Below are 24,202 nucleotides of genomic sequence, written 5' to 3'. Positions count from 1 at the left end.
GCGATGAAAGCTTTGCTCGATCTATTCAAGCAAGTCCAACAACCTGAAGTTTTTGACGCGATCAAGATCGGTCTGGCCTCGCCGGACAAGATCCGTTCGTGGTCGTTCGGTGAAGTGAAGAAGCCGGAAACCATCAACTACCGGACGTTCAAGCCGGAACGCGATGGTTTGTTCTGCGCGAAGATTTTCGGGCCGATCAAAGACTACGAATGCCTTTGCGGCAAATACAAGCGCCTGAAGCACCGTGGCGTGATCTGCGAGAAGTGCGGCGTCGAAGTGACGCTGGCGAAGGTGCGTCGCGAACGGATGGGCCACATTGAACTGGCCTCGCCGGTTGCGCACATCTGGTTCCTGAAGTCGCTGCCGTCGCGTCTGGGCATGGTGCTCGACATGACGCTGCGCGACATCGAACGCGTGCTGTACTTCGAAGCATATGTGGTGATCGATCCGGGCATGACGCCGCTGAAAGCGCGGCAGATCATGACCGAAGAGGATTACTACAACAAGGTCGAAGAATACGGTGACGAATTCCGTGCCGAAATGGGCGCGGAAGGCGTTCGCGAGCTGCTGCGCGCGATCAATATCGACGAACAGGTCGAAATGCTCCGTACCGAACTCAAGAACACGGGTTCGGAAGCGAAGATCAAGAAGTACGCGAAGCGCCTGAAGGTGCTCGAGGCTTTCCAGCGTTCGGGCATCAAGCCTGACTGGATGGTGCTCGAAGTGCTGCCGGTGCTCCCGCCGGAACTGCGTCCGCTGGTGCCGCTGGACGGCGGCCGCTTCGCGACGTCGGACCTGAACGACCTGTATCGCCGCGTGATCAACCGTAACAACCGGTTGAAGCGTCTGCTCGAACTGAAGGCGCCTGAAATCATCGTCCGCAACGAAAAGCGGATGCTGCAGGAAGCCGTCGATTCGCTGCTCGACAACGGTCGCCGCGGTAAGGCAATGACCGGCGCGAACAAGCGTCCGCTGAAGTCGCTCGCTGACATGATCAAGGGTAAGGGCGGTCGTTTCCGTCAGAACTTGCTCGGTAAGCGCGTCGACTATTCGGGCCGTTCGGTGATCGTGGTCGGCCCGACGCTGAAGCTGCACCAGTGCGGTCTGCCGAAGCTGATGGCGCTCGAACTGTTCAAGCCGTTCATCTTCAACAAGCTGGAAGTGATGGGTGTTGCTACCACCATCAAGGCTGCGAAGAAGGAAGTCGAGAACCAGACGCCGGTGGTGTGGGACATCTTGGAAGAGGTGATCCGCGAGCACCCGGTCATGCTGAACCGTGCGCCTACGCTGCACCGTCTTGGCATTCAGGCTTTCGAGCCGGTGCTGATCGAAGGTAAGGCAATCCAGCTGCACCCGCTCGTTTGCGCGGCGTTCAACGCCGACTTCGACGGTGACCAGATGGCTGTTCACGTCCCGCTGTCGCTCGAAGCGCAGATGGAAGCGCGCACGCTGATGCTGGCGTCGAACAACGTGCTGTTCCCGGCTAACGGCGATCCGTCGATCGTGCCGTCGCAGGATATCGTGCTCGGTCTGTACTACGCGACCCGTGAAGCTGTGAACGCGAAGGGCGAAGGCCTGACGTTCACCGGCGTTTCGGAAGCGCTGCGTGCATACGAGAACAAGGAAGTCGAGCTCGCCTCGCGCGTCAACGTGCGGATCACCGAAATGGTCCACAACGAAGACAAGTCGGAAGGTGCGCCGGCGTTCGTGCCGAAGATCTCGCTGTACGCGACGACCGTCGGCCGTGCAATCCTGTCGGAAATTCTGCCGCCGGGCCTGCCGTTCTCGGTGCTGAACAAGCCGCTGAAGAAGAAGGAAATCTCGCGTCTGATCAACACCGCATTCCGCAAGTGCGGTCTGCGTGAAACGGTGATTTTCGCCGACCAGTTGATGCAGTCGGGTTTCCGTCTGGCCACGCGCGCTGGTATCTCGATCTGCGTCGACGACATGCTCGTGCCGCCGCAGAAAGAAACCATCGTTGGCGACGCTGCGAAGAAGGTGAAGGAATACGACCGTCAATACATGTCGGGTCTCGTCACGTCGCAAGAGCGCTACAACAACGTGGTCGACATCTGGTCGGCAACGTCGGAAGCGGTCGGCAAGGCGATGATGGAACAGCTGTCGACGGAACCGGTGGTGGATCGCGACGGCAACGAAACGCGTCAGGAATCGTTCAACTCCATCTACATGATGGCGGACTCGGGCGCTCGTGGTTCCGCAGTTCAGATTCGTCAGCTGGCCGGTATGCGTGGCCTGATGGCGAAGCCGGACGGCTCGATCATCGAGACGCCGATTACGGCGAACTTCCGTGAAGGTCTGAACGTGTTGCAGTACTTCATCTCGACCCACGGCGCACGTAAGGGTCTGGCTGATACGGCACTGAAGACGGCAAACTCCGGTTACCTGACGCGACGTCTCGTCGACGTGACGCAGGATCTGGTGGTGGTCGAGGACGATTGCGGTACGTCCAACGGCGTGGCGATGAAGGCGTTGGTCGAAGGCGGTGAAGTCGTCGAAGCGCTGCGTGATCGTATCCTCGGTCGCGTGGCGGTGGCTGACGTCGTCAATCCGGAATCGCAGGAAACGCTGTACGAAGCGGGCAGCCTGCTCGACGAAGATGCGGTCGAAGAAATCGAGCGCCTCGGCATCGACGAAGTGCGCGTGCGTACGCCGCTGACGTGCGAAACACGTTACGGCCTGTGCGCAGCTTGCTACGGCCGCGACCTGGGCCGCGGCTCGCTCGTGAATGTCGGCGAGGCAGTCGGTGTGATCGCCGCTCAGTCGATCGGTGAGCCGGGCACGCAGCTGACCATGCGTACGTTCCACATCGGTGGTGCGGCGTCGCGTGCGGCAGTGGCTTCGTCGGTTGAAGCCAAGTCGAACGGTACGGTGCGTTTCACGTCGACGATGCGTTACGTCACTAACGCGAAGGGCGAGCAGATCGTCATTTCGCGATCGGGCGAAGCGATGATCACCGACGACCACGGTCGCGAGCGCGAACGTCACAAGGTGCCGTACGGCGCGACGCTGTTGCAGCTGGACGGCGCGCAGATCAAGGCCGGCACGCAACTGGCGACGTGGGACCCGATGACGCGTCCGATCATCACCGAGTACGGTGGTACGGTGAAGTTCGAGAACGTCGAAGAAGGCGTGACCGTTGCGAAGCAGATCGACGACGTGACGGGTCTTTCGACTCTTGTCGTGATCGACGTGAAGCGCCGCGGTTCGCAAGCTTCGAAGACGGTGCGTCCGCAGGTCAAGCTGCTCGACGCGAACGGCGAGGAAGTGAAGATCCCCAACACCGAGCATTCGGTGCAGATCGGCTTCCAGGTCGGCGCTCTGATCACCGTGAAGGACGGTCAGCAAGTGCAGGTCGGTGAAGTGCTCGCACGTATCCCGACTGAATCGCAGAAGACGCGTGACATTACCGGCGGTCTGCCGCGTGTGGCGGAACTGTTCGAAGCACGTTCGCCGAAGGACGCAGGTATCCTGGCGGAAGTCACGGGTACGACGTCGTTCGGTAAGGACACGAAGGGCAAGCAGCGTCTCGTTATCACGGACCTCGAGGGCAACCAGCACGAGTTCCTGATCGCGAAGGAAAAGCAGGTTCTGGTTCACGATGGTCAGGTCGTCAACAAGGGCGAAATGATCGTGGACGGACCGGCGGATCCGCACGACATCCTGCGTTTGCAGGGCGTCGAAGCGCTGTCGCGCTACATCGTGGACGAAGTGCAGGACGTGTACCGTCTGCAAGGCGTGAAGATCAACGACAAGCACATTGAAGTGATTGTTCGTCAGATGCTGCGCCGCGTGCAGATTACGGACAACGGCGATACGCGTTTCATCCCGGGCGAACAGGTCGAGCGGTCGGATATGCTCGACGAGAACGACCGTATGATCGCGGAAGACAAGCGTCCGGCAACGTACGAAAACGTGTTGCTCGGTATCACGAAGGCGTCGCTGTCGACCGATTCGTTCATCTCTGCGGCATCGTTCCAGGAAACGACCCGCGTGCTGACCGAAGCGGCGATTATGGGCAAGCGCGACGATCTGCGTGGCCTGAAGGAAAACGTGATCGTCGGCCGTTTGATTCCGGCCGGTACGGGTCTCGCGTTCCACAAGGCACGCAAGAGCAAGGAACTGTCCGACCGCGAGCGTTTCGATCAGATCGCAGCGGAAGAGTCGTTCGAATTCGGTACGCCGGAAACCCCGGCCGCCGAACAGCAGCACTCAGGCGAATAAGTCCCAGCGGCGTAAGCCGCTTGGGGCTCTAGCCAGCGAAGCCGCTCAGTTTCGACTGAGCGGCTTTTTTTTGCGCCGCTTTATTACGCGTTCTTGTCCATTGGCAGGCCAGATGGCTAACGTTGTTGCAAAGCGCGGGCGCAGCGCGAATGCGTTGGTAAAATTCGTGTCACCCGCTTTACGCTGCTTCTCTCAAATTCATGTCCCGTCCGCTCGAAATCCTCAACGAAGTTTTTGGTTACCCCGCGTTCAGAGGACAGCAAGGCGAAATTGTCGAACACGTCGCTGGCGGCGGCGATTGTCTCGTGCTGATGCCAACGGGCGGCGGGAAGTCGCTGTGTTATCAGATCCCGTCGCTGGTGCGACGCGAAGGCGGCTTCGGCACGGGTATCGTGGTCTCGCCGTTGATCGCGCTGATGCAGGATCAAGTCGCCGCGCTCACGGAAGTCGGCGTGCGCGCCGCTTACCTGAACTCCACGCTTTCGAGCGCGGAGGCAATGGCTACCGAGCGTGCGCTGCGTGACGGCGACATCGATCTGCTCTACGTGGCGCCCGAACGTTTGATGACGCCTCGATTCCAGGAGTTGCTCGAGCGCACCCGCATCGGACTTTTCGCGATCGACGAAGCGCATTGCGTCTCGCAATGGGGGCACGATTTCCGGCCCGAATATATTCAGCTGTCGGTGCTGCACGAGCGCTTCCCGAATGTGCCGCGCATTGCGCTGACCGCGACCGCGGACGCCATCACGCGAGACGAAATCATTCACCGTCTCGCACTCGACGACGCGCGCATTTTCGTTTCGAGTTTCGACCGGCCCAATATCCGTTATCGCATCGTCGAAAAGGACAACGCGCGCACGCAGTTGCTCGACTTTATTCGCGCCGAACACACGCGGGCGGACGGTACGACCGACGCTGGGGTGGTCTATTGCCTGTCGCGGCGCAAAGTCGAAGAGACCGCCGAATGGCTCAAAGAAAAGGGCATGCGCGCCTTGCCGTATCACGCGGGCATGGAATTCGAGACGCGCCAGAAACATCAGGAGATGTTTCAGCGCGAGGAAGGCATTGTGATGTGCGCGACGATCGCATTCGGCATGGGCATCGACAAGCCGGACGTGCGGTTCGTCGCTCACCTCGATTTGCCGAAGAGTGTCGAAGGGTATTACCAGGAAACCGGTCGCGCCGGCCGCGATGGCATGCCGGCCAATGCATGGATGGCCTATGGTTTAGGCGACGTCGTCCAGCAGCGCAAGATGATCGACGAGTCTGACGCAGACGACGCACACAAGCGCGTCCAGACCGGCAAGCTGGATGCACTTCTTGGTTTGTGCGAAGCGGCGACGTGCCGGCGCGTGCGCCTTCTCGCGTATTTCGGCGAATCGAGCAAACCTTGCGGTAATTGCGACAACTGCCTTGAGCCACCCGACACGTGGGACGCGACGCGCGAGTCGCAGATGGCCCTGTCGTGTGTCTTTCGCGCGCAGCGGGCGAGCGGTTTTCACTTCGGCGCGGGCCATCTCATCGACATTCTGCGCGGCAATCGCAGCGAGAAGATCCTGCAGCGCGGGCACGAAAAACTGACCACATTCGGCATTGGCGCAGCACTCGGCGAACCGGAGTGGCGCGCGGTGTTTCGCCAGTTGGTGGCGTTCGGTTATCTGACCGTCGATCACGAAGGATTCGGCTCGCTCGTTCTCACCGAGGCTAGCAAGCCCGTTTTAAAGGGCGAGCAAAACGTCACGATGCGCCGTTACGTGAAGCCCACGCGTACCCGCCAGTCGTCTGGTCGAACCAGCGAACGAGCGGACCCGACGATCGGCATGGGACCGCGGGAGCGCGCGCGCTGGGATCGGCTGCGCGCATGGCGCACGGAAACCGCGAAGAGCGACGGCGTACCCGCCTATGTGATTTTCCACGACGCGACGCTTGCGGAGATCGCTCGAAACGGCCCGGATTCCATTGAGGATTTGCGGGGCATTCCGGGCATGGGCGCGCGCAAGCTCGATCGTTTCGGGGACGAACTGCTCGAAGTCGTTGCCGCTGATTAGGTCGGCCGCCGTCGCCGGCCAACGTGCGCAGGTCTGCGAAACATTGCAACCTGTTGACTCGCTTAGCCTTTTCGGAATATTATGCTAGGTTCCGGTCTTTGGAATGCTCGCGCGCGGACTCTGTCCACGTGCTTGTAGTCGAAGCCGGAAGTTCGATGCGCAATCGTTTCTGCTTTGCCCGGAAACAGATGCGTCGATTTTGTTCAATTTCAGGAATAGACAATGCCAACCATCAATCAACTGGTTCGCAAAGGCCGCGCGTCGGAAACGACGAAGAGCAAGAGCCCGGCCTTGCAGGACTGCCCCCAGCGTCGCGGCGTGTGCACCCGTGTGTACACCACGACGCCGAAGAAGCCGAACTCGGCACTGCGTAAAGTTGCGAAAGTGCGCCTCACGAACGGTTTCGAAGTCATTTCGTACATCGGTGGTGAAGGCCACAACCTGCAGGAACACTCGGTCGTGCTGATTCGCGGCGGCCGTGTGAAGGACTTGCCGGGTGTGCGTTACCACATGGTTCGCGGCTCGCTGGATACCCAGGGCGTCAAGGATCGTAAGCAGGCTCGCTCGAAGTACGGTGCGAAGCGTGCCAAGGCCGGCAAGTAATCATCAGCCGGTCCGTAGTTCAGGTCGCCTGCAAAGGCGGTAATAGCGGTGGTGCCGGAATCGCCGGTGCTGTCGAGTAAGTGGTCACCCGACCAGGCTGGTAAGTCGTTAGAGATGAATCGGGTTAGTTGGTGGCCGCGGGGCTAAAACAGCTCCAACTGAAAAGTTAAAGGAAGAAACATGCCGCGTCGTCGCGAAGTCCCCAAGCGGGAAGTGTTGCCGGATCCGAAGTTCGGTAACGTTGATGTAGCTAAGTTCATGAACGTGCTGATGCTCTCCGGCAAGAAGTCGGTTGCCGAGCGCATTGTGTACGGCGCTTTCGAACAGATCCAGACCAAGGGTGGCAAGGACCCGCTGGAAGTGTTCACGGTAGCGCTCAACAACGTCAAGCCGGTGGTCGAAGTCAAGAGCCGCCGCGTTGGTGGTGCGAACTATCAGGTTCCGGTCGAAGTGCGCCCGTCGCGTCGTATGGCATTGGCGATGCGTTGGCTGCGTGAAGCCGCGAAGAAGCGCAGCGAGAAGTCGATGGCCCTGCGTCTGGCAGGTGAACTTTCCGAAGCGGCCGAAGGCCGTGGCGGCGCAATGAAGAAGCGCGACGAAGTTCACCGGATGGCAGAAGCCAACAAGGCGTTCTCGCATTTCCGTTTCTAAGCTTCCCGAATCCGGGTTTAGCAGACAAAAACGGAAAGAAATTCCGGGCGGGTGCGCTTACAAAGCGCCTCGCCCGTTTGTGTTACAGCGCGATGGGTATTTTCTCGCATCGCGTCATCCCCATAGAGGATCAAAGTGGCTCGCAAGACACCTATCGAGCGCTACCGTAACATCGGTATTAGCGCTCACATCGACGCCGGCAAGACGACGACGACCGAGCGCATCCTGTTCTATACCGGCGTGAACCACAAGATTGGTGAAGTTCACGACGGCGCTGCCACCATGGACTGGATGGAGCAGGAGCAGGAACGCGGCATCACGATTACGTCGGCTGCTACGACGGCGTTCTGGAAAGGCATGGCCGGCGACCGCGCTGAGCACCGCATCAACATCATCGACACCCCGGGCCACGTCGACTTCACGATCGAAGTTGAGCGCTCCATGCGTGTGCTCGACGGCGCGTGCATGGTGTACTGCGCTGTGGGCGGCGTGCAACCCCAGTCGGAAACCGTGTGGCGTCAGGCTAACAAGTACAAGGTTCCTCGTCTCGCGTTCATCAACAAGATGGACCGTACCGGCGCGAACTTCTTCAAGGTTTACGACCAGCTGAAGCTGCGTCTGAAGGCAAACCCGGTTCCGGTCGTGGTGCCTATCGGCGCGGAAGAAAACTTCACGGGTGTTGTCGACCTGATGAAGATGAAAGCGATCATTTGGGACGACGCGTCCCAGGGCACCAAGTTCTCGTACGAAGAAATTCCGGCCGACCTCGCCGACACGTGCAATGAATGGCGTGAAAAGATGGTCGAAGCGGCGGCTGAGTCGAGCGAAGATCTGATGAACAAGTACCTCGAGTCGGGCGAACTGACGGAAGAGGAAATCATCAAGGGTCTGCGCGACCGTACGATTGCTTGCGAAATCCAGCCGATGCTGTGCGGCACCGCGTTCAAGAACAAGGGCGTGCAACGCATGCTGGACGCCGTGCTCGATTTCCTGCCGTCGCCGATCGACATCCCGCCGGTTACCGGCGAGCTGGAAAACGGTGAGCAAGGCGAGCGCCGCGCTGCTGACGACGAGAAGTTCTCGGCTCTGGCATTCAAGATCATGACCGACCCGTTCGTCGGCCAGCTGATCTTCTTCCGCGTGTACTCGGGCGTCGTCAATTCGGGCGACACCGTGCTGAACGCGACGAAAGACAAGAAGGAACGTCTGGGTCGTATTCTGCAGATGCACGCGAACCAGCGCGAGGAAATCAAGGAAGTTCGCGCGGGCGACATCGCTGCAGCAGTCGGCCTGAAAGACGCGACGACCGGCGACACGCTGTGCGATCCGCAAAGCCCGATCGTGCTCGAGCGCATGATTTTCCCGGAGCCGGTGATTTCGCAGGCTGTTGAGCCGAAGACGAAGCCCGACCAGGAAAAAATGGGTCTGGCGCTGAACCGTCTGGCACAGGAAGATCCGTCGTTCCGCGTTCAAACGGACGAAGAATCGGGCCAAACGATTATTTCGGGCATGGGCGAGCTCCACCTGGAAATTCTCGTCGATCGTATGAAGCGCGAATTCGGCGTGGAAGCGACCGTCGGCAAGCCGCAGGTTGCTTACCGTGAAACGATTCGTGGCAAGGCAGAAGACGTTGACGGCAAGTTCGTCAAGCAGTCGGGTGGTCGCGGCCAGTACGGTCACGCGGTCATCACGCTCGAGCCGAACGAGCAAGGCAAGGGTTACGAGTTCCTCGACGAGATCAAGGGCGGTGTGATTCCGCGCGAATACATCCCCGCGGTGGACAAGGGTATCCAGGAAACGCTGAAGGCAGGCGTGCTGGCGGGCTTCCCGGTTGTCGACGTCAAGGTTCACCTGACGTTCGGTTCGTACCACGACGTTGACTCGAACGAAAATGCGTTCCGCATGGCCGGCTCGATGGCGTTCAAGGAAGCAATGCGCAAGGCTCAACCGGTCATCCTCGAACCGATGATGGCTGTGGAAGTCGAAACGCCGGAAGACTACATGGGCAACGTGATGGGCGACCTGTCGGGCCGTCGCGGTATCGTTCAGGGTATGGACGATATGGTTGGCGGTGGCAAGATTGTTCGCGCCGAAGTGCCGCTGTCCGAGATGTTCGGCTACTCGACGTCGCTGCGTTCGCTGACCCAAGGTCGCGCAACGTATACGATGGAGTTCAAGCACTACTCCGAAGCACCGCGTAACGTGTCAGAAGCGATCATCAACGCGAAGTCGAAGTAATTGCGCGGCAAGTCATTCAACGATTAACTTTTTGAAAGAAGAGAAACATGGCTAAAGGTAAATTCGAACGGACCAAGCCGCACGTGAACGTCGGCACGATCGGTCACGTTGACCACGGCAAGACCACGCTGACGGCAGCGATCACGACGGTTCTGACGCAGAAGTTCGGCGGCGAAGCGAAGGCATACGACCAGATCGACGCGGCACCGGAAGAAAAGGCGCGTGGTATCACGATCAACACGGCGCACGTCGAGTACGAAACGGCTAACCGCCACTACGCACACGTTGACTGCCCGGGCCACGCTGACTATGTGAAGAACATGATCACGGGCGCCGCGCAGATGGACGGCGCGATCCTGGTGTGCTCGGCCGCTGACGGCCCGATGCCGCAAACGCGTGAGCACATCCTGCTGGCGCGTCAGGTCGGTGTGCCGTACATCATCGTGTTCCTGAACAAGTGCGACATGGTGGACGACGCTGAGCTGCTGGAGCTGGTCGAGATGGAAGTGCGCGAGCTTCTGTCGAAGTACGACTTCCCGGGCGACGACACGCCGATCATCAAGGGTTCGGCCAAGCTGGCGCTGGAAGGCGACAAGGGCGAGCTGGGCGAAGTGGCGATCATGAATCTGGCCGACGCGCTGGACACGTACATCCCGACGCCGGAGCGCGCAGTGGACGGCGCATTCCTGATGCCGGTGGAAGACGTGTTCTCGATCTCGGGTCGCGGCACGGTGGTGACGGGTCGCGTTGAGCGCGGCGTGGTGAAGGTCGGCGAGGAAATCGAAATTGTCGGTATCAAGCCGACGGTGAAGACGACCTGCACGGGCGTGGAAATGTTCCGCAAGCTGCTCGACCAGGGTCAGGCGGGCGACAACGTTGGTATCCTGCTGCGCGGCACGAAGCGCGAAGATGTGGAGCGTGGCCAGGTGCTGGCCAAGCCGGGTTCGATCAACCCGCACACGCACTTCACGGCTGAGGTGTACGTGCTGAGCAAGGACGAAGGCGGCCGTCACACGCCGTTCTTCAACAACTATCGTCCGCAGTTCTACTTCCGTACGACGGACGTGACGGGCTCGATCGAGTTGCCGAAGGACAAGGAAATGGTCATGCCGGGCGACAACGTGTCGATCACGGTGAAGCTGATCAACCCGATCGCGATGGAAGAAGGTCTGCGCTTCGCTATCCGCGAAGGCGGCCGTACGGTTGGCGCTGGTGTCGTTGCCAAGATTCTCGAGTAAAATCGCGGATTGACTTTGTAGTATGTGGTGCCCGGAGCCGGGCACCGGCTCCTGGCGGGCGCCCGGCTCTACGTTCTTTTACTATCTGGCGGCGCAATACCGCCTCGCTCTTTTCCAAGGAATTGTCATGCAGAACCAGAAAATCCGCATTCGCCTGAAGGCTTTCGACTATCGCCTGATCGACCAGTCGGCTGCTGAAATCGTCGACACGGCAAAGCGGACTGGCGCAATCGTTCGTGGTCCGGTTCCCCTGCCGACCCGCATTCAACGCTTCGACATCCTGCGTTCGCCGCACGTCAACAAGACGTCGCGCGATCAGCTCGAAATCCGCACGCACCAGCGCCTGATGGACATCGTCGATCCGACGGACAAGACCGTCGACGCACTGATGAAGCTGGACTTGCCGGCTGGCGTGGACGTCGAAATCAAGCTGCAATAAAGGCTTCGAGCGTTGCTCAGCGCTGCTGGCAACGCTAAGTCTTTGATTGCTTGCGGAAAACGAAAAGCCTCGCTATAATGCAAGGCTTTTCGCGCATTTGCGCAAAAAAGTCGGTGTGCTGCAGCATGAATTCATGCCCGAAACGGCACCGGCATTTTGTAAATTAGCCCCGACCAATCGCAGTCGGGAATGGAGAAAACGATGAGCCTTGGACTCGTAGGTCGCAAGGTTGGCATGACCCGTATCTTCACGGCAGAAGGGGATTCGATTCCCGTTACCGTGCTGGACGTGTCCGACAACCGCGTGACGCAGATCAAGACTGTTGAAACCGACGGCTACACGGCCGTGCAGGTTGCATTCGGTACGCGCCGTGCATCGCGTGTGACGAAGCCGTTGGCCGGTCATCTCGCCAAAGCCGGTGTTCAAGCCGGTGAAATCCTCAAAGAATTCCAGATCGACGCCGCTAAGGCTGCCGAGTTGTCGAACGGCGCCGTAGTTGGTCCTGACCTGTTCGAAGTAGGCCAGAAGGTCGACGTGCAAGGCGTGTCGATTGGTAAGGGCTACGCCGGTACCATCAAGCGTTACAACTTCGCATCCGGCCGTGCATCGCACGGTAACTCGCGCTCGCACAACGTGCCGGGTTCGATCGGTATGGCGCAGGATCCGGGTCGTGTTTTCCCGGGTAAGCGCATGACTGGTCACATGGGTGACGACACGGTAACGGTGCAAAACCTCGAAATCGCTCGTATCGACGCTGACCGCAAGCTGTTGCTGGTTAAGGGCGCCGTTCCGGGTGCGAAAGGTGGCAAGGTATTCGTTACGCCGGCCGTGAAGACGCGTGCCGTGAAAGGAGCGAAATAATGGAACTTAAGCTCCTGAATGCCAATGGTCAGGAAGGTGCAGGCGTTAGCGCGTCGGACGTCGTGTTCGGCCGCGATTACAACGAAGCCCTGATTCACCAGGTGGTGGTTGCGTATCAAGCGAATGCCCGCAGCGGCAACCGCGCGCAGAAGGATCGTGAGCAAGTCAAGCACACGACCAAGAAGCCGTGGCGTCAGAAGGGTACGGGTCGCGCCCGTGCCGGTATGTCGTCGAGCCCGTTGTGGCGCGGCGGTGGCCGGATCTTCCCGAATTCGCCGGAAGAAAACTTTTCGCACAAGGTTAACAAGAAGATGCATCGCGCAGGTCTCTGCTCGATCTTCTCGCAGCTGGCCCGCGAAGGCCGTATCTCGGTGGTCGACGAGCTCACGCTCGAAGCGCCGAAGACCAAGCTGCTGGCCGAAAAATTCAAGGCGATGGGTCTCGACTCCGTGCTGGTGATTACCGACACGGTTGACGAAAACCTGTACCTCGCGTCGCGCAACCTCGCCCATGTGGCGGTTGTCGAGCCGCGTTACGCCGACCCGCTGTCGCTGATCTACTTCAAGAAGATCCTGATCACGAAGGCTGCGGTCGCCCAGATCGAGGAGTTGCTGTCATGAGCGAGATTCGCAAAAACGATCATCGTTTGATGCAGGTCCTGCTCGCGCCGGTGATCTCCGAAAAGGCGACGCTGGTGGCCGACAAGAACGAGCAAGTCGTGTTCGAAGTCGCGCCCGATGCCACGAAGCAGGAAGTGAAAGCTGCAGTCGAGCTGCTGTTCAAGGTGGAAGTCAATTCCGTCAACGTGCTGGTCTCGAAGGGCAAAGCCAAGCGCTTTGGCCGCTTCATGGGCAAGCGCAAAGACGTGAAGAAGGCATACGTCTGCCTGAAGCCCGGCCAGGAAATCAACTTTGAAGCGGAGGCCAAGTAATCATGGCAATCGTTAAAGTTAAGCCGACTTCGCCGGGTCGCCGCGCGATGGTCAAGGTGGTCAACAAGGATCTGTACAAGGGCAAGCCGTTCGCACCGCTGCTCGACTCGCAATCCTCGACCGCCGGCCGTAACAACAATGGCCACATCACTACGCGTCACAAGGGTGGTGGTCACAAGCATCATTACCGTGTCGTCGATTTCCGTCGCAACAAGGACGGTATCGCAGCGAAGGTCGAACGTCTCGAATACGATCCGAACCGTAGCGCGAACATCGCGCTGGTTCTGTATGCAGACGGCGAGCGCCGTTACATCATCGCTCCGAAGGGTATCACCGTCGGTCAGCAGCTGATGTCCGGTTCGGAAGCGCCGATTCGCGCAGGCAACACGCTGCCGATCCGCAATATTCCGGTCGGTACGACGATCCACTGCATCGAAATGCTGCCGGGCAAGGGTGCGCAAATGGCGCGTTCGGCTGGTACGTCGGCGATGTTGCTGGCTCGTGAAGGCATCTACGCACAGGTCCGCCTGCGCTCGGGTGAAATCCGCCGCGTCCACGTTGAGTGCCGCGCGACGATTGGTGAAGTTGGCAACGAAGAGCATAGCCTCCGTCAAATCGGTAAGGCTGGCGCAAACCGCTGGCGCGGTATCCGCCCGACGGTGCGCGGCGTTGCAATGAACCCGGTCGATCACCCGCACGGTGGTGGTGAAGGCAAGACGGCTGCAGGTCGCGATCCGGTGAGCCCGTGGGGCACGCCTGCTAAGGGTTATCGCACCCGCAGCAACAAGCGCACGACGAGCATGATCGTCCAGCGCCGTCACAAGCGTTAAGGAGTAGGCAATGGCACGTTCTGTAAAAAAAGGTCCGTTCTGCGACGCCCATTTGCTGAAGAAAGTTGAGGCGGCAGCAGCTTCGCGGGATAAGAAGCCGATCAAAACCTGGTCGCGTCGCTCGACGATCCTCCCGGATTTCATCGGTCTGACGATCGCCGTTCATAACGGCCGTCAACACGTTCCGGTGTACATCTCGGAAAACATGGTCGGCCACAAGCTTGGCGAGTTCGCACTGACCCGTACGTTCAAGGGTCACGCAGCCGACAAGAAGGCTAAGAAATAAGGGGCTCAAGATGGAAGTGAAAGCAATTCATCGCGGTGCCCGCATCTCGGCGCAGAAAACGCGCCTTGTGGCTGACCAGATCCGCGGTTTGCCGGTCGACAAGGCGCTGAACGTTCTGACGTTCTCGCCGAAGAAGGCTGCGGGAATCGTGAAAAAGGTCGTGCTGTCGGCGATCGCGAATGCGGAGCATAACGAAGGCGCCGATATCGATGAGCTCAAGATCACGAGCATTTACATCGACAAGGCTGCGTCGCTCAAGCGTTTTACCGCGCGCGCTAAAGGCCGCGGTAACCGCATCGAGAAGCAATCCTGTCACATCACTGTGACGGTCGGGAATTAAGGGGTCATACGATGGGACAGAAAATTCATCCGACTGGCTTCCGTTTGGCCGTCAGCCGCAATTGGGCGTCGCGTTGGTACGCGAACAACAACAATTTCGCGGCGATGTTGCAGGAAGACATCGGTGTTCGTGAATACCTGAAGAAGAAGCTGAAGAACGCTTCGGTTGGTCGCGTCGTTATCGAGCGTCCGGCGAAAAACGCGCGCATCACGATTTATAGCTCGCGTCCGGGTGTGGTCATCGGTAAGAAGGGCGAGGATATCGAGCTGCTGAAGTCGGAACTGCAACGCCGCATGGGCGTTCCGGTCCACGTCAACATCGAAGAAATCCGCAAGCCGGAAACCGATGCGCAACTCATCGCCGACTCGATCACGCAACAGCTCGAGCGCCGGATCATGTTCCGCCGCGCGATGAAGCGTGCGATGCAGAACGCGATGCGTCTGGGTGCTCAAGGCATCAAGATCATGAGCGCTGGTCGTCTGAACGGTATCGAAATCGCTCGTACGGAATGGTATCGCGAAGGCCGCGTTCCGCTTCATACGCTGCGCGCAGATATCGACTACGCGACTTCGGAAGCCAAAACGACGTACGGCATCATCGGCGTGAAGGTGTGGGTCTACAAGGGCGATACGCTCGGCCGCAACGACGCACCGGTGGTTGAAGAAGTCGCCGAAGAAAAGCGTCCGCGTCGCAACGCACGTCCGGGTGGCGATCGCCGTCCGCGTCGCGATGGTGAAGGTGGTGGCCCGGCAGGTGCACGCCGTGGCGCTCCTCGTCGTGCTGGCGGTGCTGGTGGCGACGGGAAGACTGGAGAATAACGATGCTGCAACCGAAACGCAGAAAGTATCGCAAAGAGCAGAAAGGTCGTAACACCGGTGTCGCTACCCGCGGTAACGCGGTGTCGTTCGGTGAGTTCGGCCTGAAGGCTATCGGTCGTGGTCGTCTGACCGCGCGCCAGATTGAAGCGGCACGTCGTGCAATGACGCGTCACATCAAGCGTGGTGGCCGCATCTGGATCCGCATCTTCCCGGACAAGCCGATCTCGCACAAGCCGGCTGAAGTACGTATGGGTAACGGTAAAGGTAACCCTGAGTACTACGTCGCAGAGATTCAACCGGGCAAGATGCTGTACGAAATGGACGGCGTAACCGAAGAGCTGGCACGCGAAGCGTTCCGTCTGGCTGCAGCTAAGCTGCCGCTGAAGACGACCTTCATCGTGCGTCAGCTCGGCGCCTAAGGAGCAAATGATGAAGGCTTCCGAACTTCACCAGAAAGATCAGGCCGCGCTCAACAAGGAGCTGTCGGACCTGCTGAAGGCGCAATTCGGCCTGCGCATGCAACTCGCGACCCAGCAGCTCACGAACACGAGCCAGCTGAAGAAGGTTCGTCGCGACATCGCACGTGTGCGGACCGTCCTGACTGAGAAGGCGAACCAGAAATGAACGATAGCGTAAAAACCTCGCTCAAGCGGACGCTGGTCGGCAAGGTCGTCAGCAACAAGATGGACAAGACGGTCACCGTGCTGGTTGAGCACCGCGTGAAGCACCCGATCTACGGCAAGTATGTTGTGCGCTCGAAGAAGTACCACGCGCACGACGATGCGAACACGTACAACGAGGGTGACCTCGTTGAGATCCAGGAAACTCGTCCGATTTCAAAGACGAAGGCTTGGGTTGTGGCTCGCCTGGTCGAGGCTGCTCGCGTCATCTGACGCCGCTGAGCAGTAGAAGTTGTTGAAATCGCAGTAGATTTCGCTTGCAAGACCGAGATTATTTGTTATAATCTCGGTCTTCCCTCTTTATGGGAGCCCCGTCGCGGGCGAAGTTGGTGGGGGAAGCGGTTCAGGCGCCAGTCTGTCCCGAAGGATTCACCGGATTGCGATGGCGGGTTTCGTTTGCCGTCGCTGCTGTTCTAACCCAAGCAGCCGATTGGCTGACGGGACCAAGACTGACCGGGTACGCCATGGTGGTGTGACCGGATTAAGTTGGGAAAGATAAACCATGATCCAGACCGAAACTCGGCTTGAAGTGGCCGACAACACGGGTGCGCGTGAAGTCATGTGCATCAAGGTGCTCGGCGGCTCGAAGCGTCGTTATGCCAGCATTGGCGACATCATCAAGGTGACCGTCAAAGAAGCAACGCCGCGCGGGCGCGTGAAGAAAGGCGAAATTTATAACGCCGTGGTGGTTCGCACCGCCAAGGGCGTGCGCCGTCAGGACGGCTCGCTGATCAAGTTCGATGGCAACGCCGCAGTGTTGTTGAATGCCAAGCTCGAACCTATTGGCACCCGTATTTTCGGGCCTGTCACGCGCGAGTTGCGCAGCGAACGATTCATGAAGATCGTTTCGTTGGCACCTGAAGTGCTGTAAGGAGTCGCGATGAACAAGATTCGCAAAGGTGACGAAGTTATCGTCATCACCGGCAAAGATAAAGGCAAGCGCGGCGTCGTGCTGTCCGTTGGCGAAGGCAAGGTCATTGTCGAGGGTATCAACCTCGTCAAGAAACACGTCAAGCCGAACCCGATGAAGGGTACGACGGGTGGTGTGGAAGCCAAGACGATGCCGCTGCAAATTTCGAACGTCGCATTGGTCGACGCGAATGGCAAGGCGTCGCGTGTAGGCATCAAGGTCGAAGGAGACAAGAAGGTCCGTTTCCTTAAGACGACTGGTGCCGAGCTGAGCGCCTGACGCTGCGGAGTAAAAAAATGGCTCGTTTGCAAGAGTTTTACAAAGAAAAGGTTGTACCCGGCCTCATCGAGAAGTTCGGTTACAAGTCCGTGATGGAAGTGCCGCGCATCACCAAGATCACCCTGAACATGGGCCTTGGCGAAGCGGTTGCTGACAAGAAGATCATCGAAAACGCCGTTGGCGACCTGACGAAGATCGCAGGCCAGAAGCCGGTGATCACGAAGGCACGCAAGGCAATCGCTGGCTTCAAGATCCGTCAGGGATACCCGATCGGTGCAATGGTCACGTTGCGTGGTCAGGCAATGTACGAATTTCTGGACCGTTTCGTGACGGTTGCGCTCCCCCGTGTGCGCGACTTCCGTGGCGTGTCGGGTCGTGCGTTCGACGGTCGCGGCAACTACAACATCGGTGTGAAAGAGCAGATCATTTTCCCCGAAATCGACTACGACAAGATCGACGCACTGCGTGGGCTGAACATCAGCATCACGACGACTGCGAAGACCGACGACGAAGCAAAGGCTCTGCTCGCCAGCTTCAAGTTCCCGTTCAGAAACTGAGGTTACCGTGGCTAAACTGGCACTGATCGAACGTGAAAAGAAGCGTGCTCGCCTCGCCGCTAAGTACGCGCCCAAGCGCGCAGAGTTGAAGGCGATCATTGGCGATATGAGCAAGTCGGACGAAGAGCATTACGCAGCACGTCTGGAACTGCAACAACTGCCGCGCAACTCTAACCCGACCCGTAAGCGCAACCGTTGCGCGATTACTGGTCGTCCGCGCGGTACGTTCCGTAAATTCGGGCTGGCGCGTAACAAGATTCGCGAAATCGCGTTCCGCGGCGAGATCCCTGGCCTGACCAAGGCGAGCTGGTAATAGGAGAAACGTAAATGAGCATGAGTGATCCTATCGCCGATATGCTGACTCGCATCCGCAACGCGCAGATGGTTGAGAAAGTCTCGGTGACTATGCCCTCGTCGAAAGTCAAGGTTGCGATTGCGCAGGTCCTGAAGGACGAAGGCTATATCGATGATTTCGCAGTGAAGTCCGAAGGTGCGAAGTCTGAATTGAACATCGTGTTGAAGTACTACGCTGGCCGTCCGGTGATCGAGCGCATTGAGCGCGTCTCGAAGCCTGGTCTGCGTGTGTACCGCGGCCGTAACGACATCCCCGTGGTCATGAATGGCCTGGGCGTGGCAATCGTGTCGACGCCGAAGGGCGTGATGACGGACCGCAAGGCGCGCGCAACGGGCGTTGGCGGCGAAGTCATCTGCTACGTCGCTTAAGGCCGAAAGGAGAGAAACATGTCTCGAGTAGGTAAAAGCCCGATCGCGCTGCAAGGCGCAGAAGTGGCCCTGAGCGACGATCGCATTACCGTCAAGGGCCCGCTGGGTACGATTACGCAGGCGGCTAACCGCCTCGTGAAAGTGGTGAACGACAACGGCATTCTGAAGATCGAGCCGGTTGACGAAAGCCGCGAAGCGAATGCGATGTCGGGCACGATGCGCGCACTGGTGGCGAACATGGTGAACGGCGTGACGAAGGGTTTCGAGCGCAAGCTGACGCTGGTTGGCGTCGGTTACCGCGCACAGGCGCAAGGCGACAAGCTGAACCTGTCGCTGGGTTTCTCGCACCCCGTGGTGCACCAGATGCCGGAAGGCGTCAAGGCTGAGACCCCGTCGCAAACCGAAATCGTGATCAAGGGGATCGACAAGCAGAAAGTTGGCCAGGTCGCTGCAGAAGTGCGCGGCTATCGTCCGCCGGAGCCCTATAAGGGCAAGGGTGTGCGCTACGCCAACGAGGTCGTGATCCTCAAAGAAACGAAGAAGAAGTAAGGGTGCGCAATCATGGATAAGACTCAATCTCGCCTGCGCCGCGCTCGTCAGACGCGTATCAAGATCGCTGAGCTGCAGGTCGCGCGTCTCGCCGTGCATCGCACGAATACGCACATCTATGCGCAAGTGTTCTCGCCGTGCGGCACCAAGGTGCTCGCCAGCGCGTCGACGCTCGAGGCCGAAGTGCGTGCGCAACTGGCTGATCAAACGGGCAAGGGCGGCAATGTCGCTGCTGCCACGCTGATCGGCAAGCGCATCGCAGAAAAGGCTAAGGCTGCCGGCATCGAATCCGTCGCCTTCGACCGTTCGGGTTTCCGTTACCACGGCCGCGTGAAAGCGCTGGCTGATGCGGCGCGCGAAGCCGGACTCAAGTTCTAAGGGAAGAATTCGTCATGGCAAAGATGCAAGCGAAAGTTCAGGCTGACGAACGCGACGACGGCCTGCGTGAAAAGATGATTTCGGTCAACCGCGTGACCAAGGTCGTGAAGGGTGGCCGTATTCTCGGTTTCGCCGCACTGACCGTGGTCGGCGACGGTGATGGCCGCGTCGGTATGGGCAAGGGCAAGGCGAAGGAAGTGCCTGTCGCTGTCCAGAAGGCGATGGAACAAGCCCGCCGCAACATGTTCAAGGTGCCGCTGAAGAACGGTACCCTGCAACACGAAGTGCACGGCAAGCACGGCGCATCGATGGTCCTCCTCGCTCCGGCGAAGGATGGTACCGGTGTGATCGCTGGCGGTCCGATGCGCGCAGTGTTCGACGTGATGGGCGTGCAGAACGTTGTGGCCAAGAGCCACGGTTCGACGAACCCGTATAACCTCGTTCGTGCAACGCTCGACGGTCTGCGCAAGCAGTCCACGCCGGGCGACATCGCGGCGAAGCGCGGCAAGTCCGTCGAAGATATTCTGGGCTAAGGTGGACACCATGTCTGATAAAACTGTCAAGGTCCAGCTCGTCAAGAGCCTGATCGGCACCCGCGAAACGCACCGTGCAACGGTGCGTGGCCTCGGTCTGCGCCGACTCAACTCGGTTAGCGAATTGCAGGACACGCCGGCCGTGCGCGGCATGATCAACAAGGTTTCGTACCTCGTTAAGGTCATCAGCTAAGCGGCTGACCGGGACTCAAGGAGTTGATAATGGAATTGAATAACCTGAAGCCGGCTGAAGGCGCGAAGCACGCAAAGCGTCGCGTTGGTCGCGGCATCGGCTCTGGCCTGGGCAAGACCGCCGGCCGTGGTCACAAAGGTCAGAAGTCGCGTTCGGGCGGCTTTCACAAGGTTGGCTTCGAAGGCGGTCAAATGCCGCTGCAACGTCGCCTGCCGAAGCGTGGCTTCACCTCGCTGACGAAGGAATTCGTCGGTGAAGTGCGTCTCTCTGATCTGGAAAAGCTGCCGGTTGATGAAATCGACCTGTTGGCTTTGAAGCAAGCCGGTCTGGTTGGTGAGCTGATCAAGAGCGCCAAGATCATCGCGACGGGCGAGCTCAAGCGCAAGATCGTTGTGAAGGGTCTGGGTGCGACGAAGGGTGCGCGCGCTGCTATTGAAGCAGCCGGCGGCTCTTTTGCCGAGTAACGCGCAAGCTATTTGCCGTCACTAGCATTTGCATCGGAGAAGGTACTTGGCTAACAGCCCGAGTCTCGCAAAACCCGGTCGCAGCGCGGCGAAGTTTGGCGATCTGCGTCGGCGGGCAGTATTTCTGCTCCTGGCGCTGGTCGTCTACCGCATCGGCGCGCACATTCCGGTGCCGGGTATCGACCCGGACCAACTGGCAAAGTTGTTCCAGAGCCAGTCGGGCGGCATCCTTGGCATGTTCAACATGTTCTCGGGTGGCGCACTTTCGCGGTTCACGATTTTCGCGCTTGGGATCATGCCGTATATCTCGGCGTCGATCATCATGCAGTTGCTGGCGATTGTCTCGCCGCAGCTGGAAGCGCTGAAGAAAGAAGGGCAGGCGGGGCAGCGGAAGATCACGCAGTACACGCGGATCTTCACGGTCTTGCTGGCGACGTTCCAGGCATTCGGCATCGCCGTGGCATTGGAAAATCAGCCGGCTCTCGTGATCGATCCGGGAATGGTGTTTCGGCTGACGACGGTCGTGACGCTGGTGACGGGCACGATGTTCCTGATGTGGCTCGGTGAGCAGATTACGGAGCGCGGACTCGGCAACGGTATCTCGATCATCATTTTCGGCGGTATTGCAGCGGGTTTCCCCAATGCAATCGGTGGTCTCTTTGAATTGGTGCGAACCGGCTCGATGAGTATCATCTCGGCGATTATTGTCGTTGCACTGATTGCTGCTGTGACGTATCTGGTGGTGTTCATCGAACGCGGCCAGCGCAAGATCCTTGTGAACTACGCAAAGCGGCAAGTCGGTAACAAGATTTACGGCGGTCAATCCTCGCATTTGCCGCTGAAGTTGAACATGTCGGGCGTGATTCCGCCGATCTTTGCATCGTCGATCATTCTCTTCCCGGCAACCATCCTGAACTGGTTTAGTTCGGGGTCGCGTACCGGTTGGTTCGCAGACACGCTGCATAATGTGGCCGAAGCCCTCAAGCCCGGCCAACCCGTGTACGTGTTGCTGTACGCGTTGGCGATCGTATTCTTCTGCTTTTTCTACACTGCACTAGTGTTCAACAGCAGGGAGACGGCCGACAACCTGAAGAAGAGTGGCGCATTCGTTCCTGGCATCCGCCCGGGCGATCAAACGGCGCGATATATCGACCGCATCCTGACGCGTCTGACGCTGGCCGGTGCGATCTACATCGTGTTTGTTTGCCTGCTGCCCGAGTTCTTGGTGCTGCGCTGGAACGTGCCGTTTTATTTTGGTGGAACGTCGCTGCTGATCATTGTCGTCGTCACAATGGATTTCATGGCGCAGGTGCAGTCGTACGTTATGTCGCAACAGTATGAATCGCTGCTGAAGAAAGCTAATTTCAAAGGCGGCGGCGTCCCGATGCGTTGAAAGGACTTATGGCCAAAGACGATGTTATCCAGATGCAGGGTGAAGTCATCGAAAACCTGCCTAACGCTACCTTCAGGGTGAAGCTGGAAAACGGCCATGTCGTATTGGGACACATATCCGGGAAGATGCGGATGCACTACATCCGAATCTTGCCGGGCGACAAGGTGACGGTTGAATTGACGCCTTACGATCTGTCGCGTGCGCGGATCGTGTTCCGGGCGAAGTGATTTGAAAAAAGGGTAATATCATGAAAGTGATGGCATCGGTTAAGCGCATTTGCCGCAATTGCAAGATCATCAAGCGCAAAGGCGTTGTGCGCGTGATTTGCAGCTCTGATCCGCGCCACAAACAGCGTCAAGGCTGAACGCCGCGCTTTTGCTTGCGCTTTTTGTTTGAGGAAAAACAATGGCTCGTATCGCAGGGGTTAACATCCCGAATCACCAGCATACTGAAATCGGCCTGACGGCTATTTACGGTATCGGCCGCACGCGCTCGCGCGACATTTGCGTCGCTGCTGGTGTGGCATTTTCGAAGAAGGTCAAAGACCTGAACGACGCAGACCTCGAAAAGCTGCGTGAAGAAGTCGGCAAGTTCATCGTTGAAGGCGATCTGCGCCGTGAAACGACGATGAACATTAAGCGCCTGATGGATCTCGGCTGCTACCGTGGCGTTCGGCATCGTAAGGGCTTGCCCCTGCGCGGCCAGCGTACGCGTACGAATGCCCGTACGCGCAAGGGTCCGCGTCGTGCAGCGCAATCGCTGAAGAAGTAAGCGGAACTGACAGTTACAGGAAAACGTAATGGCTAAGGCTTCGAACAACTCCGCGGCGCAACGCGTTCGCAAGAAGGTCAAGAAGAACGTCGCCGAGGGCGTGGTTCACGTTCACGCGTCGTTCAACAACACCATCATCACGATTACCGATCGTCAAGGCAATGCACTTGCTTGGGCAACGTCGGGTGGTCAGGGCTTCAAGGGTTCGCGTAAATCGACCCCGTTTGCAGCCCAGGTGGCAGCCGAATCGGCTGGCCGTGTGGCGATGGAATACGGCGTGAAGAACCTCGAAGTGCGGATCAAAGGCCCCGGTCCTGGCCGTGAGTCGGCGGTGCGCGCGTTGCATGGTCTTGGCATCAAGATCACCGCGATCTCCGACGTAACTCCGGTCCCGCACAACGGCTGCCGTCCGCCGAAGCGTCGTCGTATCTAAGACGCTGTTTTCGCTAGCGCCTGTTGCCGCCGGATCTAGTAACCGGCGAAACAGGCTGCTTGCGCTATTGAATTGACTAAGCCCACTGTTCGACCCAAAGGGTTCGGACTAGCGCGAGTGCCTGCATTCGCGTGATCAATCAACGAAGGAATCAACGTGGCACGTTATATCGGCCCTAAGGCCAAGCTGTCCCGCCGTGAAGGCACTGACCTGTTCCTGAAGAGCGCCCGTCGTTCGCTCGCTGACAAGTGCAAGCTTGACAGCAAGCCTGGCCAGCATGGCCGCACGTCGGGTGCACGTACGTCCGACTACGGCACGCAGTTGCGCGAAAAGCAAAAAGTGAAGCGCATCTACGGTGTCCTCGAGCGCCAATTCCGCCGTTACTTCGCTGAAGCCGACCGTCTGAAGGGCAACACGGGTGAGAACCTGCTGCAATTGCTCGAGTCGCGTCTGGATAACGTCGTGTATCGCATGGGCTTCGGCTCGACGCGTGCTGAAGCGCGTCAGCTCGTGAGCCACAAGGCGATCACGGTGAACGGCGTTGTGTCGAACATCCCGTCGATGCAAGTGAAGGCAGGCGACGTCGTCGCAGTGCGCGAACAATCGAAGAAGCAAGCGCGTATCCTCGAAGCGCTGTCGCTGGCTGAACAAGGCGGCATGCCCAGCTGGGTCGCTGTCGATTCGAAGAAGTTCGAAGGGACGTTCAAGTCCAAGCCGGAACGCAGCGACATCGCTGGCGATATCAACGAAAGCCTGATCGTCGAATTGTATTCGCGGTAATCGGATTAATGGCCGGGGCACCCCGATTGCGTTG

Annotated in this window: 33 protein-coding genes; all 33 read left to right on the top strand. The window is 58.9% G+C overall.

The window, feature by feature from the left end:
• Window positions 1-3: 3 nt before the first annotated feature.
• The 33 genes from rpoC to rpsD all read left to right on the top strand — a co-directional run bounded on the left by rpoC (window position 4) and on the right by rpsD (window position 24,168).
• The gene (gene rpoC, locus OH764_RS15930; protein WP_020071565.1) at window positions 4-4,242 is read left to right on the top strand and encodes a DNA-directed RNA polymerase subunit beta'; all 4,239 of its coding nucleotides are present in this window, start codon (window positions 4-6) and stop codon (window positions 4,240-4,242) included.
• Between the two features lie 200 nt (window positions 4,243-4,442).
• Complete coding sequence (recQ, locus tag OH764_RS15925; protein ID WP_087751799.1) at window positions 4,443-6,290, top strand: DNA helicase RecQ; 1,848 nt, start codon at window positions 4,443-4,445, stop codon at window positions 6,288-6,290.
• Between the two features lie 222 nt (window positions 6,291-6,512).
• Complete coding sequence (gene rpsL / locus OH764_RS15920; RefSeq protein WP_006998493.1) at window positions 6,513-6,893, top strand: 30S ribosomal protein S12; 381 nt, start codon at window positions 6,513-6,515, stop codon at window positions 6,891-6,893.
• A 180-nt stretch (window positions 6,894-7,073) separates the two neighbouring features.
• Window positions 7,074-7,544: a 30S ribosomal protein S7 gene (gene rpsG, locus OH764_RS15915; protein ID WP_006053291.1), complete on the top strand. Its 471-nt coding sequence runs from the start codon at window positions 7,074-7,076 to the stop codon at window positions 7,542-7,544.
• Window positions 7,545-7,679: 135 nt separating this feature from the next.
• Window positions 7,680-9,782: an elongation factor G gene (fusA, locus tag OH764_RS15910; RefSeq protein ID WP_498847404.1), complete on the top strand. Its 2,103-nt coding sequence runs from the start codon at window positions 7,680-7,682 to the stop codon at window positions 9,780-9,782.
• A gap of 47 nt (window positions 9,783-9,829) precedes the next feature.
• On the top strand, window positions 9,830-11,020 hold the full coding sequence (gene tuf / locus OH764_RS15905; protein ID WP_012434572.1) for an elongation factor Tu: 1,191 nt from the start codon (window positions 9,830-9,832) through the stop codon (window positions 11,018-11,020).
• Window positions 11,021-11,147: 127 nt separating this feature from the next.
• Window positions 11,148-11,459: a 30S ribosomal protein S10 gene (rpsJ, locus tag OH764_RS15900; protein WP_006998489.1), complete on the top strand. Its 312-nt coding sequence runs from the start codon at window positions 11,148-11,150 to the stop codon at window positions 11,457-11,459.
• Between the two features lie 201 nt (window positions 11,460-11,660).
• Window positions 11,661-12,320 carry a 50S ribosomal protein L3 gene (gene rplC, locus OH764_RS15895; RefSeq protein ID WP_073431863.1) on the top strand — a complete coding sequence of 220 codons (660 nt, stop codon included), beginning with the start codon at window positions 11,661-11,663 and terminating at the stop codon, window positions 12,318-12,320.
• Window positions 12,320-12,940, top strand: coding sequence for a 50S ribosomal protein L4 (gene rplD, locus OH764_RS15890; protein WP_007180136.1), 621 nt, complete (start codon window positions 12,320-12,322; stop codon window positions 12,938-12,940). The genes rplC and rplD overlap by 1 nt, the downstream gene beginning before the upstream one ends.
• Window positions 12,937-13,251: a 50S ribosomal protein L23 gene (gene rplW, locus OH764_RS15885; RefSeq protein ID WP_007180135.1), complete on the top strand. Its 315-nt coding sequence runs from the start codon at window positions 12,937-12,939 to the stop codon at window positions 13,249-13,251. Before rplD ends, rplW begins: the two co-directional genes overlap by 4 nt.
• 2 nt (window positions 13,252-13,253) lie before the next feature.
• Window positions 13,254-14,081 carry a 50S ribosomal protein L2 gene (rplB, locus tag OH764_RS15880; RefSeq protein ID WP_020070581.1) on the top strand — a complete coding sequence of 276 codons (828 nt, stop codon included), beginning with the start codon at window positions 13,254-13,256 and terminating at the stop codon, window positions 14,079-14,081.
• A 10-nt stretch (window positions 14,082-14,091) separates the two neighbouring features.
• The gene (gene rpsS / locus OH764_RS15875) at window positions 14,092-14,367 is read left to right on the top strand and encodes a 30S ribosomal protein S19 (protein ID WP_004199273.1); all 276 of its coding nucleotides are present in this window, start codon (window positions 14,092-14,094) and stop codon (window positions 14,365-14,367) included.
• Between the two features lie 10 nt (window positions 14,368-14,377).
• Entirely contained in the window at window positions 14,378-14,707 is a 330-nt protein-coding gene (gene rplV / locus OH764_RS15870) for a 50S ribosomal protein L22 (protein WP_011490054.1), read from the top strand.
• An 11-nt stretch (window positions 14,708-14,718) separates the two neighbouring features.
• Window positions 14,719-15,525, top strand: a complete 807-nt coding sequence (gene rpsC / locus OH764_RS15865) for a 30S ribosomal protein S3 (protein ID WP_020070582.1) — start codon at window positions 14,719-14,721, stop codon at window positions 15,523-15,525.
• Between the two features lie 2 nt (window positions 15,526-15,527).
• Window positions 15,528-15,944, top strand: coding sequence for a 50S ribosomal protein L16 (rplP, locus tag OH764_RS15860; protein ID WP_013340739.1), 417 nt, complete (start codon window positions 15,528-15,530; stop codon window positions 15,942-15,944).
• Window positions 15,945-15,954: 10 nt separating this feature from the next.
• Complete coding sequence (rpmC, locus tag OH764_RS15855; protein WP_007180130.1) at window positions 15,955-16,149, top strand: 50S ribosomal protein L29; 195 nt, start codon at window positions 15,955-15,957, stop codon at window positions 16,147-16,149.
• A complete protein-coding gene (gene rpsQ / locus OH764_RS15850) occupies window positions 16,146-16,418 on the top strand; it encodes a 30S ribosomal protein S17 (protein WP_007180129.1) in 273 nt (90 codons plus the stop codon). The genes rpmC and rpsQ overlap by 4 nt, the downstream gene beginning before the upstream one ends.
• 289 nt (window positions 16,419-16,707) lie before the next feature.
• Entirely contained in the window at window positions 16,708-17,076 is a 369-nt protein-coding gene (gene rplN / locus OH764_RS15845) for a 50S ribosomal protein L14 (RefSeq protein ID WP_006052212.1), read from the top strand.
• 9 nt (window positions 17,077-17,085) lie between these two features.
• Window positions 17,086-17,394 (top strand): 50S ribosomal protein L24, encoded by a 309-nt coding sequence (gene rplX / locus OH764_RS15840; RefSeq protein ID WP_006052213.1) that lies wholly within the window; start codon window positions 17,086-17,088, stop codon window positions 17,392-17,394.
• A gap of 17 nt (window positions 17,395-17,411) precedes the next feature.
• Window positions 17,412-17,951, top strand: coding sequence for a 50S ribosomal protein L5 (gene rplE / locus OH764_RS15835; protein ID WP_006052214.1), 540 nt, complete (start codon window positions 17,412-17,414; stop codon window positions 17,949-17,951).
• 7 nt (window positions 17,952-17,958) lie between these two features.
• Window positions 17,959-18,264: a 30S ribosomal protein S14 gene (rpsN, locus tag OH764_RS15830; protein ID WP_006052215.1), complete on the top strand. Its 306-nt coding sequence runs from the start codon at window positions 17,959-17,961 to the stop codon at window positions 18,262-18,264.
• A 14-nt stretch (window positions 18,265-18,278) separates the two neighbouring features.
• Window positions 18,279-18,674 carry a 30S ribosomal protein S8 gene (gene rpsH / locus OH764_RS15825; protein WP_006052216.1) on the top strand — a complete coding sequence of 132 codons (396 nt, stop codon included), beginning with the start codon at window positions 18,279-18,281 and terminating at the stop codon, window positions 18,672-18,674.
• An 18-nt stretch (window positions 18,675-18,692) separates the two neighbouring features.
• Window positions 18,693-19,223: a 50S ribosomal protein L6 gene (gene rplF / locus OH764_RS15820; protein WP_006052217.1), complete on the top strand. Its 531-nt coding sequence runs from the start codon at window positions 18,693-18,695 to the stop codon at window positions 19,221-19,223.
• Window positions 19,224-19,235: 12 nt separating this feature from the next.
• On the top strand, window positions 19,236-19,601 hold the full coding sequence (rplR, locus tag OH764_RS15815; RefSeq protein ID WP_006052218.1) for a 50S ribosomal protein L18: 366 nt from the start codon (window positions 19,236-19,238) through the stop codon (window positions 19,599-19,601).
• Between the two features lie 14 nt (window positions 19,602-19,615).
• Entirely contained in the window at window positions 19,616-20,134 is a 519-nt protein-coding gene (gene rpsE, locus OH764_RS15810; RefSeq protein WP_006052219.1) for a 30S ribosomal protein S5, read from the top strand.
• 10 nt (window positions 20,135-20,144) lie between these two features.
• Window positions 20,145-20,327, top strand: coding sequence for a 50S ribosomal protein L30 (rpmD, locus tag OH764_RS15805; protein ID WP_007180126.1), 183 nt, complete (start codon window positions 20,145-20,147; stop codon window positions 20,325-20,327).
• A gap of 29 nt (window positions 20,328-20,356) precedes the next feature.
• Complete coding sequence (gene rplO / locus OH764_RS15800) at window positions 20,357-20,791, top strand: 50S ribosomal protein L15 (protein WP_020070585.1); 435 nt, start codon at window positions 20,357-20,359, stop codon at window positions 20,789-20,791.
• A gap of 46 nt (window positions 20,792-20,837) precedes the next feature.
• Window positions 20,838-22,184: a preprotein translocase subunit SecY gene (secY, locus tag OH764_RS15795; protein ID WP_498847403.1), complete on the top strand. Its 1,347-nt coding sequence runs from the start codon at window positions 20,838-20,840 to the stop codon at window positions 22,182-22,184.
• A gap of 8 nt (window positions 22,185-22,192) precedes the next feature.
• Window positions 22,193-22,411 carry a translation initiation factor IF-1 gene (infA, locus tag OH764_RS15790; protein ID WP_004521905.1) on the top strand — a complete coding sequence of 73 codons (219 nt, stop codon included), beginning with the start codon at window positions 22,193-22,195 and terminating at the stop codon, window positions 22,409-22,411.
• A 20-nt stretch (window positions 22,412-22,431) separates the two neighbouring features.
• On the top strand, window positions 22,432-22,548 hold the full coding sequence (rpmJ, locus tag OH764_RS15785; protein WP_004199844.1) for a 50S ribosomal protein L36: 117 nt from the start codon (window positions 22,432-22,434) through the stop codon (window positions 22,546-22,548).
• Between the two features lie 41 nt (window positions 22,549-22,589).
• Window positions 22,590-22,955: a 30S ribosomal protein S13 gene (gene rpsM / locus OH764_RS15780; RefSeq protein WP_006052223.1), complete on the top strand. Its 366-nt coding sequence runs from the start codon at window positions 22,590-22,592 to the stop codon at window positions 22,953-22,955.
• 28 nt (window positions 22,956-22,983) lie between these two features.
• Complete coding sequence (gene rpsK, locus OH764_RS15775) at window positions 22,984-23,388, top strand: 30S ribosomal protein S11 (RefSeq protein ID WP_006052224.1); 405 nt, start codon at window positions 22,984-22,986, stop codon at window positions 23,386-23,388.
• Window positions 23,389-23,544: 156 nt separating this feature from the next.
• On the top strand, window positions 23,545-24,168 hold the full coding sequence (gene rpsD, locus OH764_RS15770) for a 30S ribosomal protein S4 (protein WP_020070587.1): 624 nt from the start codon (window positions 23,545-23,547) through the stop codon (window positions 24,166-24,168).
• Window positions 24,169-24,202 lie beyond the last annotated feature (34 nt).

Origin of the sequence: Burkholderia sp. M6-3 (assembly GCF_050858985.1) — a bacterium.
GTDB classification, from domain to species: domain Bacteria; phylum Pseudomonadota; class Gammaproteobacteria; order Burkholderiales; family Burkholderiaceae; genus Paraburkholderia; species Paraburkholderia caledonica.
Note: the sequence above shows the minus strand (reverse complement) of the source record. Positions and strands in the feature narration are given on the sequence as shown.

What these genes read in the sequence shown, in the direction of transcription:
- rplO (WP_020070585.1), top strand. Translation starts at nt 20,357, where the DNA reads ATGGAATTGAATAACCTGAAGCCGGCTGAAGGCGCGAAGCACGCAAAG.
- rplV (WP_011490054.1), top strand. Translation starts at nt 14,378, where the DNA reads ATGGAAGTGAAAGCAATTCATCGCGGTGCCCGCATCTCGGCGCAGAAA.
- rpsJ (WP_006998489.1), top strand. Translation starts at nt 11,148, where the DNA reads ATGCAGAACCAGAAAATCCGCATTCGCCTGAAGGCTTTCGACTATCGC.
- rpsK (WP_006052224.1), top strand. Translation starts at nt 22,984, where the DNA reads ATGGCTAAGGCTTCGAACAACTCCGCGGCGCAACGCGTTCGCAAGAAG.
- rplW (WP_007180135.1), top strand. Translation starts at nt 12,937, where the DNA reads ATGAGCGAGATTCGCAAAAACGATCATCGTTTGATGCAGGTCCTGCTC.
- rpmJ (WP_004199844.1), top strand. Translation starts at nt 22,432, where the DNA reads ATGAAAGTGATGGCATCGGTTAAGCGCATTTGCCGCAATTGCAAGATC.
- rplE (WP_006052214.1), top strand. Translation starts at nt 17,412, where the DNA reads ATGGCTCGTTTGCAAGAGTTTTACAAAGAAAAGGTTGTACCCGGCCTC.
- tuf (WP_012434572.1), top strand. Translation starts at nt 9,830, where the DNA reads ATGGCTAAAGGTAAATTCGAACGGACCAAGCCGCACGTGAACGTCGGC.
- rplD (WP_007180136.1), top strand. Translation starts at nt 12,320, where the DNA reads ATGGAACTTAAGCTCCTGAATGCCAATGGTCAGGAAGGTGCAGGCGTT.
- rpmC (WP_007180130.1), top strand. Translation starts at nt 15,955, where the DNA reads ATGAAGGCTTCCGAACTTCACCAGAAAGATCAGGCCGCGCTCAACAAG.
- rplB (WP_020070581.1), top strand. Translation starts at nt 13,254, where the DNA reads ATGGCAATCGTTAAAGTTAAGCCGACTTCGCCGGGTCGCCGCGCGATG.
- rplR (WP_006052218.1), top strand. Translation starts at nt 19,236, where the DNA reads ATGGATAAGACTCAATCTCGCCTGCGCCGCGCTCGTCAGACGCGTATC.
- rpsC (WP_020070582.1), top strand. Translation starts at nt 14,719, where the DNA reads ATGGGACAGAAAATTCATCCGACTGGCTTCCGTTTGGCCGTCAGCCGC.
- rplX (WP_006052213.1), top strand. Translation starts at nt 17,086, where the DNA reads ATGAACAAGATTCGCAAAGGTGACGAAGTTATCGTCATCACCGGCAAA.
- rpsL (WP_006998493.1), top strand. Translation starts at nt 6,513, where the DNA reads ATGCCAACCATCAATCAACTGGTTCGCAAAGGCCGCGCGTCGGAAACG.
- rpsE (WP_006052219.1), top strand. Translation starts at nt 19,616, where the DNA reads ATGGCAAAGATGCAAGCGAAAGTTCAGGCTGACGAACGCGACGACGGC.
- rplN (WP_006052212.1), top strand. Translation starts at nt 16,708, where the DNA reads ATGATCCAGACCGAAACTCGGCTTGAAGTGGCCGACAACACGGGTGCG.
- rpsG (WP_006053291.1), top strand. Translation starts at nt 7,074, where the DNA reads ATGCCGCGTCGTCGCGAAGTCCCCAAGCGGGAAGTGTTGCCGGATCCG.
- infA (WP_004521905.1), top strand. Translation starts at nt 22,193, where the DNA reads ATGGCCAAAGACGATGTTATCCAGATGCAGGGTGAAGTCATCGAAAAC.
- rpsH (WP_006052216.1), top strand. Translation starts at nt 18,279, where the DNA reads ATGAGCATGAGTGATCCTATCGCCGATATGCTGACTCGCATCCGCAAC.
- rpsS (WP_004199273.1), top strand. Translation starts at nt 14,092, where the DNA reads ATGGCACGTTCTGTAAAAAAAGGTCCGTTCTGCGACGCCCATTTGCTG.
- rpoC (WP_020071565.1), top strand. Translation starts at nt 4, where the DNA reads ATGAAAGCTTTGCTCGATCTATTCAAGCAAGTCCAACAACCTGAAGTT.
- rpsM (WP_006052223.1), top strand. Translation starts at nt 22,590, where the DNA reads ATGGCTCGTATCGCAGGGGTTAACATCCCGAATCACCAGCATACTGAA.
- rpmD (WP_007180126.1), top strand. Translation starts at nt 20,145, where the DNA reads ATGTCTGATAAAACTGTCAAGGTCCAGCTCGTCAAGAGCCTGATCGGC.
- rplP (WP_013340739.1), top strand. Translation starts at nt 15,528, where the DNA reads ATGCTGCAACCGAAACGCAGAAAGTATCGCAAAGAGCAGAAAGGTCGT.
- rplC (WP_073431863.1), top strand. Translation starts at nt 11,661, where the DNA reads ATGAGCCTTGGACTCGTAGGTCGCAAGGTTGGCATGACCCGTATCTTC.
- rplF (WP_006052217.1), top strand. Translation starts at nt 18,693, where the DNA reads ATGTCTCGAGTAGGTAAAAGCCCGATCGCGCTGCAAGGCGCAGAAGTG.
- rpsQ (WP_007180129.1), top strand. Translation starts at nt 16,146, where the DNA reads ATGAACGATAGCGTAAAAACCTCGCTCAAGCGGACGCTGGTCGGCAAG.
- recQ (WP_087751799.1), top strand. Translation starts at nt 4,443, where the DNA reads ATGTCCCGTCCGCTCGAAATCCTCAACGAAGTTTTTGGTTACCCCGCG.